The 14,377-nt window shown below is 59.5% G+C and carries 13 protein-coding genes; 3 read left to right on the top strand and 10 right to left on the bottom strand.

Features of this window, described 5'->3' with window-relative positions:
- Window positions 1–156 precede the first annotated feature (156 nt).
- From ASD70_RS12170 to ASD70_RS12135, 8 genes are all read right to left on the bottom strand, one after another.
- Window positions 157–894 carry a secretin N-terminal domain-containing protein gene (locus tag ASD70_RS12170; protein ID WP_056846557.1) on the bottom strand — a complete coding sequence of 246 codons (738 nt, stop codon included), beginning with the start codon at window positions 892–894 and terminating at the stop codon, window positions 157–159.
- 157 nt (window positions 895–1,051) lie between these two features.
- Window positions 1,052–1,474, bottom strand: a complete 423-nt coding sequence (locus tag ASD70_RS12165; RefSeq protein WP_046068639.1) for a GNAT family N-acetyltransferase — start codon at window positions 1,472–1,474, stop codon at window positions 1,052–1,054.
- The gene (locus tag ASD70_RS12160; protein ID WP_056846556.1) at window positions 1,467–2,633 is read right to left on the bottom strand and encodes a ribosomal protein uL16 3-hydroxylase; all 1,167 of its coding nucleotides are present in this window, start codon (window positions 2,631–2,633) and stop codon (window positions 1,467–1,469) included. Before ASD70_RS12160 ends, ASD70_RS12165 begins: the two co-directional genes overlap by 8 nt.
- Before the next feature lie 84 nt (window positions 2,634–2,717).
- Window positions 2,718–4,088: an adenylosuccinate lyase gene (gene purB / locus ASD70_RS12155; protein ID WP_034120246.1), complete on the bottom strand. Its 1,371-nt coding sequence runs from the start codon at window positions 4,086–4,088 to the stop codon at window positions 2,718–2,720.
- A gap of 125 nt (window positions 4,089–4,213) precedes the next feature.
- On the bottom strand, window positions 4,214–4,837 hold the full coding sequence (hflD, locus tag ASD70_RS12150) for a high frequency lysogenization protein HflD (protein ID WP_046068637.1): 624 nt from the start codon (window positions 4,835–4,837) through the stop codon (window positions 4,214–4,216).
- The gene (gene mnmA, locus ASD70_RS12145) at window positions 4,834–5,958 is read right to left on the bottom strand and encodes a tRNA 2-thiouridine(34) synthase MnmA (protein ID WP_046068636.1); all 1,125 of its coding nucleotides are present in this window, start codon (window positions 5,956–5,958) and stop codon (window positions 4,834–4,836) included. Before mnmA ends, hflD begins: the two co-directional genes overlap by 4 nt.
- A 59-nt stretch (window positions 5,959–6,017) precedes the next feature.
- Complete coding sequence (locus ASD70_RS12140) at window positions 6,018–6,464, bottom strand: NUDIX hydrolase (protein ID WP_046068635.1); 447 nt, start codon at window positions 6,462–6,464, stop codon at window positions 6,018–6,020.
- Window positions 6,465–6,683: 219 nt separating this feature from the next.
- Window positions 6,684–8,909: an NADP-dependent isocitrate dehydrogenase gene (locus ASD70_RS12135; RefSeq protein ID WP_056846555.1), complete on the bottom strand. Its 2,226-nt coding sequence runs from the start codon at window positions 8,907–8,909 to the stop codon at window positions 6,684–6,686.
- A gap of 492 nt (window positions 8,910–9,401) precedes the next feature.
- Here ASD70_RS12135 and icd point away from each other — a divergent pair, with 492 nt between their 5' ends.
- Window positions 9,402–10,658 (top strand): NADP-dependent isocitrate dehydrogenase, encoded by a 1,257-nt coding sequence (gene icd / locus ASD70_RS12130; protein WP_005789095.1) that lies wholly within the window; start codon window positions 9,402–9,404, stop codon window positions 10,656–10,658.
- 62 nt (window positions 10,659–10,720) lie between these two features.
- Here the strand turns inward: icd and cspD are convergent, their stop codons facing one another.
- Window positions 10,721–11,005, bottom strand: coding sequence for a cold shock domain-containing protein CspD (gene cspD, locus ASD70_RS12125; RefSeq protein WP_274358522.1), 285 nt, complete (start codon window positions 11,003–11,005; stop codon window positions 10,721–10,723).
- Window positions 11,006–11,223: 218 nt separating this feature from the next.
- Here cspD and clpS point away from each other — a divergent pair, with 218 nt between their 5' ends.
- Both clpS and clpA read left to right on the top strand, forming a co-directional pair.
- Window positions 11,224–11,592 (top strand): ATP-dependent Clp protease adapter ClpS, encoded by a 369-nt coding sequence (clpS, locus tag ASD70_RS12120; RefSeq protein WP_005789091.1) that lies wholly within the window; start codon window positions 11,224–11,226, stop codon window positions 11,590–11,592.
- Between the two features lie 29 nt (window positions 11,593–11,621).
- A complete protein-coding gene (gene clpA, locus ASD70_RS12115; RefSeq protein WP_043046605.1) occupies window positions 11,622–13,892 on the top strand; it encodes an ATP-dependent Clp protease ATP-binding subunit ClpA in 2,271 nt (756 codons plus the stop codon).
- Window positions 13,893–14,076: 184 nt separating this feature from the next.
- Here clpA and infA read toward each other — a convergent pair whose 3' ends face one another.
- Window positions 14,077–14,295 (bottom strand): translation initiation factor IF-1, encoded by a 219-nt coding sequence (gene infA / locus ASD70_RS12110; protein WP_002553999.1) that lies wholly within the window; start codon window positions 14,293–14,295, stop codon window positions 14,077–14,079.
- Window positions 14,296–14,377: the final 82 nt, after the last annotated feature.

The following is a 14,377-nucleotide window of genomic DNA, read 5'->3' as shown; positions in this document are numbered from 1 at the left end:
TGGAGCGGCGATCCGAAGGCCCTTACCAGGGCCCCTGATTAGCGGGAGCGAGGCCATCATGCCCATGCTTTTTTGGATCGTCAAATGTTTTGTAGTGCTTTTTTTCAGGCACTACATCTTTAGTCTTATACGACTCGTCAGTCAGTTTTCGGTGCTTCAGTTCAGGGTATCGACCTTGACCCGCAAAGTCAGGTCATCGCGGCCCTGAGTAGAGTAGCTGCGGGTTGTAGAGGATTTATCGGCCTGGGTCTCGCGATTTATCCCTGCTAGGGTGATCCATTCGCCCAGGCGCCCGCTGACGGTTGTGTCGGTACTCTGAACATTCACTACATCGGGACGTTCGTGGCTCATGCGGTCACGGTTGGTACTGATAGCCAGGTGTACGGTCTCGCCGGTGACGCTGGCGGTGACGTAAAAGCCCTGGGTGACGTTGCGATACTGGGTCTGGTTCTGCAGGCGGCCATAGCCATCCTGGTGCGTGGTGGTCAGCGGTACGCTCTGGCCGACCTGAATCAGCGCAGGCACGCCTTCGCTGGCCTGGATCTGCTGGATGCCGCCATCGCGGCTGACGGTGCCATAGCTGATGATGCGGGTCTGGCTGTCGCCGCTGTTCTGCTGGTTGGTTTCGTTGGTGTCGACGGTGATCAGCAGGCGCTTGGCCGGCGTGTCCAGTTGGGAGAGCAGGGTACGCAAGCCCTCTATCTTCGCAGGGTCGGCGTTAACGATAAGCTGGTTGCCGTAGGCGCTGACGGTGCCGTCCTTGCCGATGAAGTTCTGCGCCACGGGCAGCAGGTCGGCGCTGGTGCGGTTGCTCAGGTTGACGACCTCGGTGGCAGCCATGGCCGAAACACTGGCGGTCAGGAGTAGGGCGGTGAGCAAGGTGCGTAGCGACATGTCCGTTATCTCTGCGAGTCATTTTGCTTGATAGTGCCAGTTTGTCGGCCTGGCGGGGCGCAAGTTGAATCGTAGACGGCAAAATGCCCCGGCAAGCAGGGCATTTTGTGGTGTTGCTGATAGGGCTTGCTCCCGATATAGGCGACGCGGTCGTGAGTCAGCCCTCGCGCACCATATCCACATGCGGAATCCCGACTTCAAGAAACTCATCACTGACGATCTTGAAACCCAGTCGTTCATAAAACGGCGCCGCATACACCTGCGCACTGAGGAACTGCCGGGTCTGGCCGCGCTGTTCAGCCACCCCAATCACCGCTTCCATCAGCTTGTCGCCTACCTTCAGCCCGCGCCAGTCCTTGAGCACCGACACGCGACCAATCTCGCCGCTGGGCAGCAGGCGTGCGGTACCAATCGGAAAGTCGCCTTCGAATGCGAGGAAATGCATGGCGCCAGCGTCGTCCGCATCCCACTCGAGCTCGGCTGGAACCGATTGTTCGGCGATAAATACCGCTTCACGAATGCGCCGAATCTCGTCGATATCCTTTCGCCAGTCCGCGACACTTACGTGAATCTTATTCATCCGCGAACCCCAGGCTGCCTTGCTTGACCAGTTCGCACAGCAGGTCGCGGCCGTCTTCGTCGGCCAGCCATACGCTGAGGTTTTCGCTGTGCAGTGCGTCGGCCGAGCACACCAGCTTCAACAGTTCACGCAGTTTGCCCGGCAGGTAACGGCTCTGGCCGCTGGCGAACAGCAGCACGTCGTCGTCCACTTCGGACCAGGCCAGGCGCGCGCTTGGGTTGCGCACCAGGATCGCGCCGTCTTGCAGGCTGCTGATGAAGTCTTCTTCGCCCAGCTCTTCGCCGGCTACCAGTTCGGGGTAGCGCGGTTCGGTCATGAACTGGCCGAACCAGGTCAGCAGCATGCGCTCGTCGCTCATGTGCTCGGCCAAAAGGCTCTTGAGTCGATCGAGGGCGTCGACCTGGATCTGGTGCGGGTCGCTGACCGGCTGGGCATCGGCGTCGGTGTAGCGCTCTTCGTCAGTCAGGTACTGGCTGAGGAAGTCGGTGAAGTGGGTCAGCACTTCGGCGGCGCTCGGGGCACGGAAACCCACCGAGTAGGTCATGCAATCGTCTTCGGCGATGCCGAAGTGCGCCAGGCGCGGTGGCAGGTAGAGCATGTCGCCTGGTTCCAGCACCCATTCGGCGCTTTCTTCGAATTCGGCGAGGATGCGCAGGTCGGCGTGTTGCAGCAGCGGGCTTTCGGAGCTGCACATCTGGCCGATCTTCCAGTTGCGCTTGCCTTGGGCTTGCAGCAGGAACACGTCATAGTTGTCGAAGTGCGGGCCGACGCTGCCGCCGGGCGCGGCGAAGCTGATCATCACATCGTCGATGCGCCAGCTTGGCAGGAAACGGAAGTGCTCCAGCAGTTCGGCGACTTCCGGCACGAACTGGTCGACCGCCTGCACCAGCAGGGTCCACTCACGCTCTGGCAGGGCGCTGAAGGCATCTTCGGCGAATGGGCCGCGACGCAGTTCCCACGGGCGCTCGCCGTGTTCGATCACCAGGCGCGATTCGACTTCTTCTTCCAGAGCCAGGCCTGCCAGTTCGTCGGCGTCGATCGGGCTTTCGAAGTCAGGGATGGCCTGACGGATCAGCAGGGGTTTCTTCTGCCAGTAGTCGCGCAGGAATTCCCGTGCCGTGATGCCGCCCAGAAGTTGAAGAGGAATATCAGGATTCATGTGTAACCTATTGAAAAAAAGCACTTTTCAGACTGGAATAAAAACGCCCGGCGCGGCCGGGCGTCTCAAGGGGGCTTGCTTGAATCAGATGCGCTTGGCTTGCTCTACAGCGTTGCCGATGTAATTGGCCGGGGTGAGCAGTTTCAGCTCAGCCTTGGCCGCGGCTGGCATGTCCAGGCCGTCAATGAAAGTTTGCAGCGCTTCGGGGCTGATGCCCTTGCCGCGTGTCAACTCTTTGAGTTTCTCGTAGGGGTTTTCGATGTTGTAGCGGCGCATTACGGTCTGGATCGGCTCGGCCAAAACTTCCCAGCAGGCGTCCAGGTCAGCGGCGATCTTCTGCTCGTTGAGTTCAAGCTTGCTGATGCCCTTGAGGCTGGCTTCGTAGGCGATCACGCTATGAGCGAAGCCCACGCCGAGGTTGCGCAATACGGTGGAGTCGGTCAGGTCGCGCTGCCAGCGGGAGATCGGCAACTTGCTGGCCAGGTGCTGGAACAGGGCGTTGGCGATGCCGAGGTTGCCTTCGGAGTTTTCGAAGTCGATCGGGTTGACCTTGTGCGGCATGGTCGACGATCCGATTTCACCGGCAATGGTGCGCTGCTTGAAATAGCCCAGGGAAATGTAGCCCCAGATATCGCGATCGAAGTCGATCAGGATGGTGTTGAAGCGCGCAATGGCGTCGAACAGCTCGGCGATGTAGTCGTGGGGTTCGATCTGCGTGGTGTACGGGTTGAAGCCCAGGCCCAGCTCGTCTTCGATGAAGGCGCGGGCGTTGGCTTCCCAGTCGATCTCAGGGTAGGCCGACAGGTGAGCGTTGTAGTTGCCCACGGCGCCGTTGATCTTGCCCAGCAATGGCACGGCGGCGACCTGGGCGATCTGGCGCTCCAGGCGGTACACCACGTTGGCCAGTTCCTTGCCCAGGGTGGTCGGCGACGCTGGCTGGCCATGGGTGCGCGACAGCATCGGCACGGCGGCGAAACGGATCGCCAGCTCACGGATGGCTTCGGCAGTCTGGCGCATCAGGGGCAGCATGACGTCATCGCGGCCTTCGCGCAGCATCAGGGCGTGGGACAGGTTGTTGATGTCTTCGCTGGTGCAGGCAAAGTGGATGAACTCGCTGACCTGGGCCAGTTCCGGCAGTTTGGCCGCTTGCTCCTTGAGCAGGTATTCGATGGCCTTGACGTCGTGGTTGGTGGTGCGCTCGATCTCTTTCACACGCTCGGCGTGCTCCAGAGAGAAGTTTTCCGCCAGGGTGTTGAGCACAGCGTTGGCTTCGGCAGAGAACGCCGGCACTTCGCTGATGGCGGGGTGAGCGGCCAGGCGCTGGAGCCAGCGCACTTCAACCAGAACGCGGGCACGGATCAGGCCGTATTCGCTGAAAATAGGGCGCAGGGCCTGGGTTTTGCCGGCGTAGCGGCCGTCAACAGGGGAAACCGCAGTGAGCGAAGAGAGCTGCATGGGGTGTTCTCGGACAGTCGGGCAACGAAATGGGGCGCGTATCATACATGAAAAAATCCGCCGGTCCGTTGCCAACTGACCGGCGTATTACGCGTAACGGCTTGAAAAGGGCCTGTCGCTGCGACTTATTCGTTGCGCATCAACGGGTAAAGCTCCTTGAGCAATTTGCGTCGGCTGATCACCAGCTGCCAACGATGACCGCCCAACTGCCGCCACAACCGCGCCGAGCGAATACCGGCCAGGAGCAGCGCACGGATTTTCGAGGCATTGTTGGGTTGTTGCAGGTTGCGCATGTCGCCGTGCACTTGAATACGTTGGCGCAAGGTGCTCAGGGTGTCCTGGTATAGCGCGCCACAGGCAGCGATCACGTTTTCGTGGGCCGGGCCGAAGTGTTCCACCTGGGACTGGATCTGCGGCAGGCGCTTGCCGATGGTTTCCAGCATGTCGTCACGCTTGGCCAGTTGGCGCTCAAGGCCGAGCATCGACAAGGCATAGCGCAATGGCTCGCGCTGCAAGGTGCTGGGGTCGCGCTCCAAGGCGCCGATCAGTGCACGATAACCTTCGCGCAGGGCCAGGTCGTCACCGCCGTAGACCTCCAGGGTGTCCTTGGGGTCGCGAATCAACAGGCTGCCGAGCATGCAGGTCAGGCCGGCTTCGGTGACCTGGCCGGTCTTGGCGATCTTGTCCACCAGTACGGCGGCAAGAAACACACCACCAAGGGCCGTCAATTGCTCCTGGGTCGGGCTCATGCCGGGCTGCTCCAGGCTTGCGCAACTTCTATCACGCCGCCGCCCAGGCAGATTTCGCCGTCATAGAACACCACGGATTGGCCTGGGGTGACCGCGCGTTGCGGGTCATCGAAGGTGGCGCGGTAGCCCGTGGCGGTTTTTTCCAGTGTGCAGGGCTGGTCGCTCTGGCGATAGCGTACCTTGGCGGTCAGGCGACGCGGCGTGCTCAAGTCGATCGGGTTGACCCAATAGATCTCGGAAGCGAGCAGGGCGCCGGAGAATAGCAGTGGGTGCTCGTTGCCCTGGCCGACGATCAGCACATTGTTTTCCAGGTCCTTGACCAGCACGTACCACGGCTCTTCGCCGGCGTCTTTCAGGCCCCCGATTCCCAGGCCCTGGCGCTGGCCGATGGTGTGGTACATCAGGCCGTGGTGGCGGCCGATCACTTCACCTTCGGTGGTCTTGATTTCACCCGGCTGTGCCGGCAGGTACTGCTTGAGGAAGTCGCTGAAGCGGCGCTCGCCGATAAAGCAGATCCCGGTGGAGTCTTTCTTCTTGGCTGTGGCCAGGCCGTGTTTCTCGGCAATCTTGCGTACTTCGGGCTTTTCCAGCTCACCCACCGGGAACAGGGTCTTGGCGATCTGTTCGCCGCCGACGGCGTGCAGGAAGTAGCTCTGGTCCTTGTTCGGGTCCAGGCCCTTGAGCAGTTCGGTGCGCCCATCGATATCGCGACGGCGCACGTAGTGACCAGTGGCAATCAGGTCGGCGCCAAGCATCATGGCGTAGTCGAGGAACGCCTTGAACTTGATCTCGCGGTTACACAGGATGTCCGGGTTCGGTGTGCGCCCGGCCTTGTATTCAGCCAGGAAGTGCTCGAACACGTTGTCCCAGTACTCGGCGGCGAAGTTGGCGGTGTGCAGCTTGATGCCGATCTTGTCGCACACCGCCTGGGCGTCCGCCAGGTCGTCCATGGCGGTGCAATATTCCGTTCCATCGTCTTCTTCCCAGTTCTTCATGAACAGGCCTTCCACCTCATAACCCTGCTCCATGAGCAGAACGGCGGAAACGGAAGAATCCACGCCGCCGGACATGCCGACGATGACGCGCTTCTTTTGTGTGTCAGAAGGGGCTGGATCACGCATAGGGTTTCAACGGGTGTCTTGAAAAAGGACGCGATTCTAACAGGCTCACGCCCGCAAGGCTAAAGAGAAGGGCGGATCAATTCGAGGCTGTGCCTGTGGCCGGCCAGATAATCATCGATGCAGCGGATGATCAGCTCGCTGCGCCAGTCATCGCGCACGGCCATCAGCTCGTCACGGGTCAGCCAGCGGGCGCGCAGGATGCCTTCGTCGAGTTGATAGTCCGGGTGGTGTTTCAGGGCCTTGGCGATGAAGCAAACCCGTTGATAGGTCACGCCGTTGCTGGGGGCAGTGTAGAGGTAGATGCCGACGATGCCGGTGGCTTCGACATCCCAGCCGGTTTCCTCGAGGGTCTCGCGCACGGCGGCTTCGGTGAGGGTTTCGTTCGGGTCCAGGTGGCCGGCGGGCTGATTGAGCACGGCGCGGCCGCCCTTGAGTTCTTCGACCATCAGGAAGCGGCCGTTGTCTTCAACGATGGTGGCGACGGTGATGTGGGGGAGCCAGGTCATGGTTGCCTCGATTCAGGACGCAGTGCGTCTTACAGCAGGATTACAGTCAGTGTGGGAGGGGGCTTGCTCCCGATGAGGGAGGGTCAGTAAATACATCTGGGGCTGACCCACTGCCATCGGGAGCAAGCTCCCTCCCACATTTTTATCCGGTTTCTACAGTTGAACGGTAGAAACAGAAACCCCGGCACTTGGCCGGGGCTTCTTTGCAGCTTTACAACCTTACTTCAACTTGGCAATCGCCGCATTCAAGGTGTTGCTTGGGCGCATGGCCTTGCTGGTCAACTCCGGGTTCGGCGCGTAGTAGCCGCCGATGTCCACTGGCTTGCCCTGTACTGCGTTGAGCTCGGCAACGATGGTTGCTTCGTTCGCGGCCAGGGTCTGGGCCAATTCGCCGAACTGCGCTTGCAGTGCAGTGTCTTCGGACTGTGCCGCCAGGGCCTGGGCCCAGTACAGCGCCAGGTAGAAGTGGCTGCCGCGGTTGTCGATGTTGCCGACTTTGCGCGATGGCGACTTGTTGTTGTCGAGGAACTGGCCGGTGGCCTGGTCCAGGGTCTTGGACAGTACCAGGGCTTTCGGGTTGTTATACGTGACACCCAGGTGCTCAAGGGACGCGGCCAGGGCCAGGAACTCGCCCAGGGAATCCCAGCGCAGGAAGTTTTCTTCCAGCAGTTGCTGCACGTGTTTCGGTGCCGAACCGCCAGCGCCGGTTTCGAACAGGCCGCCGCCGTTCATCAGCGGCACGATCGACAGCATCTTGGCGCTGGTGCCCAGCTCCATGATCGGGAACAGGTCGGTCAGGTAGTCGCGCAGTACGTTGCCGGTCACCGAGATGGTGTCCAGGCCCTTGCGGGTGCGCTCCAGGGTGAACTTCATCGCGTCCACCGGGGCCATGATGCGGATGTCCAGGCCTTCGGTGTTGTGGTCTTTCAGGTACGCCTGGACTTTCTCGACTACGACGCCATCGTGGGCACGCTGAGGGTCCAGCCAGAAGATGGCCGGGGTGCTGCTGGCGCGGGCACGGTTTACGGCGAGCTTGACCCAGTCCTGGATCGGCGCGTCTTTGGTCTGGCACATGCGGAAGATGTCGCCGGCCTCGACTTTCTGTTCCATCAGCAGGTTGCCCTGGCTGTCGGTGACGCGAACAACGCCGTCAGCCTTGATCTGGAAGGTCTTGTCGTGGGAGCCGTACTCTTCGGCTTTCTTGGCCATCAGGCCTACGTTTGGCACGCTGCCCATGGTGGTCGGGTCGAAGGCACCATTGGCCTTGCAGTCTTCGATGACCGCCTGGTAGATGGTGGCGTAGCAGCGATCCGGGATTACAGCCTTGGTGTCGTGCAGTTGGCCGTCGGTGCCCCACATTTTGCCGGAGTCACGGATCATGGCAGGCATCGAGGCGTCGACGATGACGTCGCTTGGCACGTGCAGGTTGGTGATGCCTTTGTCGGAGTTGACCATCGCCAGGGCAGGGCGAGCGGCGTACACCGCCTGGATGTCAGCTTCGATCTGCGCTTGCTGGTCAGCCGGCAGCGCCTTGATGCGGGCGTACAGGTCGCCGATGCCGTTGTTCAGGTTGAAGCCGATCTGCTCCAGCACCGCAGCGTGCTTGCTCAGGGCGTCTTTGTAGAACTCGGCAACGATCTGGCCGAACATGATCGGGTCGGAGACCTTCATCATGGTGGCTTTCAAGTGAACCGACAGCAGAACGCCTTGTTGCTTGGCGTCTTCGATTTCAGCGGCGATGAAGCTGCGCAGGGCTTTCTTGCTCAGCACGGCGGTATCGATGATTTCGCCGGCCTGGACGCTGGTCTTTTCCTTCAGCACGGTGGTGGTGCCGTCCTGGGCAATCAGCGCAATTTTGACAGCATCAGCGGCTTCGATCTGTACGGCTTTTTCGCTGCCGTAGAAGTCGCCATTGCTCATGTGGGCAATGTGCGACTTGGAGTCGGCAGCCCAGGCGCCCATCTTGTGCGGGTGCTTGCGTGCGTAGTTCTTGACCGACAGCGGTGCACGGCGGTCGGAGTTGCCTTCGCGCAGGACCGGGTTCACGGCGCTGCCCTTGACCTTGTCGTAACGTGCACGGGTTTCTTTTTCCGCGTCGGTGGTTACGGTTTCAGGGTAGTCCGGCAGGGCATAGCCCTGGGCCTGCAGTTCCTTGATCGCGGCTTGCAGCTGCGGGGTCGAGGCGCTGATGTTTGGCAGCTTGATGATGTTGGCTTCAGGTGTAACGGCCAGGTCGCCCAGTTCGGCGAGGTGGTCCGGGATAGCCTTGTCGCCCAGTTGCTCGGGGAAGCTTGCGAGGATGCGCCCTGCGAGGGAAATGTCGCGGGTTTCCACGGCAATATCAGCGGAAGCGGTGAAGGCCTCTACGATAGGCAGCAGTGAATAGGTGGCGAGGGCTGGGGCTTCGTCGGTGAAGGTGTAGATGATCTTCGAGCGGGTGGGCATATTCGGATTAACTCTCTTCTTTGCTGAAAGCGTGCGCAGAAACTCGAGATGCGCCGGGTGGAGCGCGTTCGTTCAAGTCATCCATGAGCGAAAGGTCGAGGTTTCTTCGCGGTGATGTTGGGTTGCATCAGTCGAGCGTCAAGCGGGTGGACTATTGTATTAGTCCTGCTTTGCAGCGGAGGGCCATGTTCTAGAGCGGTCCGCTGTCGTGACTCTTTGGTCAGCGGCGGCATTATACATAGGTCGCTATGCTTACGCCGAGCCTTCATACAAAAGGCGGGTCGTCCATTGGTCTAAAGGTCGCAGGTGCCGGTTTACGCCTAAAGTCGCACGTTGTGCTCAGGATTGGCACTTTTCCCTTTGATTTCAGGCTTGTAGGCGACAATTTATGCTGTTTTCGATGCAAATGAGCATGGCGCGAGGTTTCAGTCGCCATTTATCTGGAGTACGCTCGAACGCAGCCAGATGTTCAATCCATAGATGGAGTTCAGCATGGGATACAAGAAGATTCAGGTTCCGGCAGTCGGCGACAAAATCACCGTCAATGCAGACCATTCTCTCAATGTTCCTGACCAACCGATCATTCCCTACATCGAAGGTGACGGTATCGGTGTCGACATCAGCCCGGTGATGATCAAGGTGGTCGACGCAGCTGTTGAAAAGGCTTACGGCGGCAAGCGCAAGATCTCGTGGATGGAGGTTTACGCCGGCGAAAAGGCTACACAGGTCTACGACCAGGATACCTGGCTGCCCCAGGAAACCCTGGATGCGGTCAAGGATTACGTGGTGTCCATCAAGGGGCCGCTGACCACACCGGTCGGTGGTGGTATCCGCTCGCTGAACGTGGCGCTGCGCCAGCAGCTCGACCTGTATGTGTGCCTGCGCCCGGTGCGCTGGTTCGAAGGCGTGCCCAGCCCGGTCAAGAAACCTGGCGACGTGGACATGACCATCTTTCGCGAGAACTCCGAAGATATTTACGCCGGCATCGAGTGGAAAGCTGGTTCGCCTGAGGCGATCAAGGTAATCAAGTTTCTCAAGGAGGAAATGGGCGTTACCAAGATCCGTTTCGACCAGGACTGCGGGATCGGCGTCAAGCCGGTGTCGAAAGAAGGCACCAAGCGCCTGGCGCGCAAGGCCCTGCAATATGTCGTGGATAACGATCGCGATTCGCTGACCATCGTGCACAAAGGCAACATCATGAAGTTCACCGAAGGTGCCTTCAAGGAATGGGCCTACGAAGTGGCGGCCGAAGAGTTCGGTGCGACCCTGCTGGACGGCGGCCCGTGGATGCAGTTCAAGAACCCCAAGACCGGAAAGAACGTAGTCGTCAAGGATGCCATCGCCGACGCCATGCTTCAGCAGATACTGTTGCGCCCGGCTGAATATGACGTTATCGCGACGCTTAACCTGAACGGCGACTATTTGTCTGACGCTTTGGCGGCGGAAGTGGGCGGTATCGGCATCGCGCCGGGGGCCAACTTGTCCGACACCGTGGCGATGTTCGAAGCGACCCACGGTACCGCGCCTAAATATGCGGGCAAGGACCAGGTCAACCCGGGCTCATTGATCCTGTCGGCAGAAATGATGCTACGCCATATGGGGTGGGTCGAAGCGGCTGACTTGATTATCAAGGGCACCAACGGCGCTATTTCGGCCAAGACCGTGACCTATGACTTCGAGCGCCTGATGGATGGCGCTACGCTGGTGTCGTCGTCGGGCTTCGGTGATGCGCTGATCAAGCATATGTAAACAGGCAGAGAAAACCGGCCGCCCTGATGAATCGGGCGGCCGGTTTGCTTTCAGTGCTTTATTCAGTGGCTGATCAGGCCTGTTTCTTTTTTTGAGTTTTGATCGGGCGCTGTAACTTTTTCTGCGGCAGACGGTGGGGTGACTAACTTGATATTCACCGCATTCAAGCCCTTTGGGCCCTGTTTGAGATCAAAGGACACCGGTTGACCCGCCTTCAGCGTTTTGTACCCATCCATATCGATCACGGAGAAATGCGCAAAAAGGTCTTCATCCTTGCCGTCCTCGACAATGAAGCCGTAACCCTTGGCATTGTTGAACCACTTGACCTTACCCCTAGCCATTCCCATATCCCTCTGCACCAGACTCCATCACTGGAGTATCATCCTGTCTATCCGTCCTAACCCGAATAAATAAGGTTGACTGCGCGGACCTTTTTTACCCACTGTGGGCTCTATTGGTTGTAACACCGATTCGCCGATAGTCAAGGCGACCAGCCGGTCAGAGTTGAAATTCTGACAGGTCGCCCCCACCACTGTAATCGAACCACTGACGAACCTTTCTTTCCATGCATGCAAACAGCCAGATTCGACTAACATTCAATCAGGATCGCCCGGATCAGGAACATGATGACGACGGTTCTGCAGGCATTGCTGTCCAGGAGGCCAAGCCTGCTCTACAGGCGCCGCCGATGTACAAGGTGGTTTTGTTCAATGATGACTACACACCGATGGATTTCGTCGTCGAAGTGCTCGAGGTGTTTTTTAACCTGAACCGCGAGTTGGCGACCAAGGTAATGCTGGCCGTTCACACAGAAGGACGGGCAGTATGTGGAGTGTTTACCCGCGACATCGCCGAGACAAAGGCCATGCAGGTCAACCAGTACGCCAGGGAAAGCCAGCATCCGCTACTCTGTGAAATCGAGAAGGACGGTTAACGCCGACCACTTGGGTATGAGGTGAAGCTATGTTAAACCGCGAGCTCGAAGTCACCCTTAATCTTGCCTTCAAGGAGGCTCGTTCGAAGCGTCATGAATTCATGACCGTCGAACACCTGCTGCTGGCACTTTTGGATAACGAAGCTGCCGCCACCGTTCTGCGTGCGTGCGGCGCCAACCTCGACAAGCTCAAGCATGATCTGCAGGAGTTCATCGACTCCACCACGCCACTGATCCCCGTGCATGACGAGGACCGTGAAACCCAGCCAACCCTGGGCTTCCAGCGGGTATTGCAGCGTGCTGTTTTCCATGTACAGAGCTCCGGTAAGCGTGAGGTCACGGGCGCGAACGTGCTTGTGGCGATTTTCAGCGAACAGGAAAGCCAGGCCGTGTTCCTGCTCAAGCAGCAGAGCGTTGCCCGTATTGATGTAGTCAATTACATCGCCCACGGTATCTCCAAAGTGCCTGGGCACGGCGATCATTCCGAGGGTGAGCAGGAAATGCAGGATGACGAGGGCGGTGAGTCTTCTTCTTCGGGCAATCCACTGGATGCCTATGCCAGCAATCTCAACGAATTGGCGCGCCAGGGGCGGATCGATCCGCTGGTGGGGCGTGAGCTTGAGGTTGAGCGTGTGGCGCAGATCCTTGCTCGTCGGCGCAAGAACAATCCGTTGCTGGTTGGGGAGGCGGGCGTGGGTAAAACCGCGATCGCCGAAGGCCTGGCCAAGCGCATTGTCGACAATCAGGTCCCAGACCTGTTGGCCAACAGCGTTGTCTACTCCCTTGACCTGGGCGCCTTGCTCGCCGGGACCAAGTACCGGGGCGATTTCGAGAAGCGCTTCAAGGCGCTGCTCGGCGAGCTGAAAAAACGCCCGCAGGCGATTCTGTTTATCGACGAGATCCATACCATTATCGGGGCCGGTGCGGCATCCGGTGGGGTGATGGACGCCTCCAACCTGCTCAAGCCGTTGCTGTCGTCGGGCGATATCCGCTGCATCGGTTCGACCACGTTCCAGGAATTCCGTGGCATCTTCGAGAAAGACCGTGCCCTGGCGCGCCGCTTCCAGAAAGTCGACGTGTCCGAGCCTTCGGTTGAAGACACCATCGGCATCCTGCGCGGGCTCAAGGGGCGCTTCGAGGCGCACCATGGCATCGAATACACCGATGAGGCCCTGCGTGCCGCGGCTGAGCTGGCGTCGCGCTACATCAATGACCGGCACATGCCAGACAAGGCCATCGACGTGATCGACGAGGCGGGGGCCTATCAGCGCCTGCAACCGGTCGAGAAGCGTGTGAAGCGCATTGACGTGCCTCAGGTCGAGGATATCGTGGCGAAGATCGCGCGGATTCCGCCAAAACACGTCACCAGTTCCGACAAGGAGCTGCTGCGTAACCTGGAGCGCGACCTCAAGCTCACCGTGTTTGGTCAGGATGCGGCAATCGATTCGCTGTCCACCGCGATCAAGCTGTCCCGTGCGGGCCTCAAGTCGCCGGACAAGCCGGTCGGGTCGTTCCTGTTCGCAGGCCCTACCGGGGTCGGCAAGACCGAAGCGGCGCGGCAATTGGCCAAGGCCATGGGAATCGAGCTGGTGCGTTTCGACATGTCCGAGTATATGGAGCGCCACACCGTTTCGCGCCTGATCGGTGCGCCTCCAGGCTATGTCGGCTTCGACCAGGGCGGTCTGTTGACCGAGGCGATCACCAAGCAGCCACATTGCGTACTGTTGCTCGATGAAATCGAGAAGGCTCACCCGGAAGTCTTCAACTTGCTGCTGCAGGTCATGGACCACGGAACCCTGACTGACAACAACGGGCGCAAGGCGGACTTCCGCAACGTGATCGTGATCATGACCACCAACGCCGGTGCTGAAACCGCTGCGCGGGCCTCTATTGGCTTTACGCATCAGGATCACTCCTCCGATGCCATGGAAGTGATCAAGAAGAGCTTCACGCCGGAGTTCCGTAACCGCCTGGACACCATTATCCAATTTGGTCGCCTCAGCCATGAGGTCATCAAAAGCGTGGTGGACAAGTTCCTCACCGAGCTTCAAGCGCAGCTGGAAGACAAGCGCGTGCAGCTGGATGTGACGGAGGCGGCGCGCAGCTGGATCGCAGAGGGCGGCTACGACGCGGCGATGGGCGCTCGCCCGATGGCGCGCCTGATCCAGGACAAGATCAAGCGGCCATTGGCCGAAGAGATCCTGTTCGGCGAGCTCTCCGACCATGGCGGCGTGGTGCATATCGACCTGAAGGATGGCGAGCTGACCTTCGAGTTCGAGACCACGGCGGAAATGGCCTGATCGTTCTGCAGCAACAAAAAAAGGCGCCGAAAGGCGCCTTTTTGCTGACTTGAAATGCAATTCTCAGAACAGTGGAGATCCACTGTGGGAGGGGCAAGCCCCCTCCCACAGGGCCCTCCATTGCTTGGTAAACCCCGCACACACAAAAACGCCCGGCATAACCGGGCGTCTTGTATTGACTTGCTTAACGAGCGCGGTAAGTGATGCGCCCTTTGCTCAAGTCATAGGGCGTCAGCTCGACGCGCACTTTGTCACCGGTAAGAATACGAATGTAGTTCTTGCGCATCTTGCCGGAGATATGCGCGGTTACGACGTGCCCATTTTCCAACTCCACACGAAACATGGTGTTGGGCAGGGTGTCGACGACAGTGCCTTCCATTTCGAAGCTGTCTTCTTTCGACATGCAGTAAAGCCCTCGGTATCCAGTGAATGGCCCGGTGCAACTGCGCCAGGCAAAAGCGGCGTGCATTGTGCCCGAAAAAGGG

The sequence above is a fragment of the Pseudomonas sp. Root569 genome, from assembly GCF_001427465.1.
In the GTDB taxonomy this organism is placed as follows: Bacteria; Pseudomonadota; Gammaproteobacteria; order Pseudomonadales; family Pseudomonadaceae; genus Aquipseudomonas; species Aquipseudomonas synxantha.
Note: the sequence above shows the minus strand (reverse complement) of the source record. Positions and strands in the feature narration are given on the sequence as shown.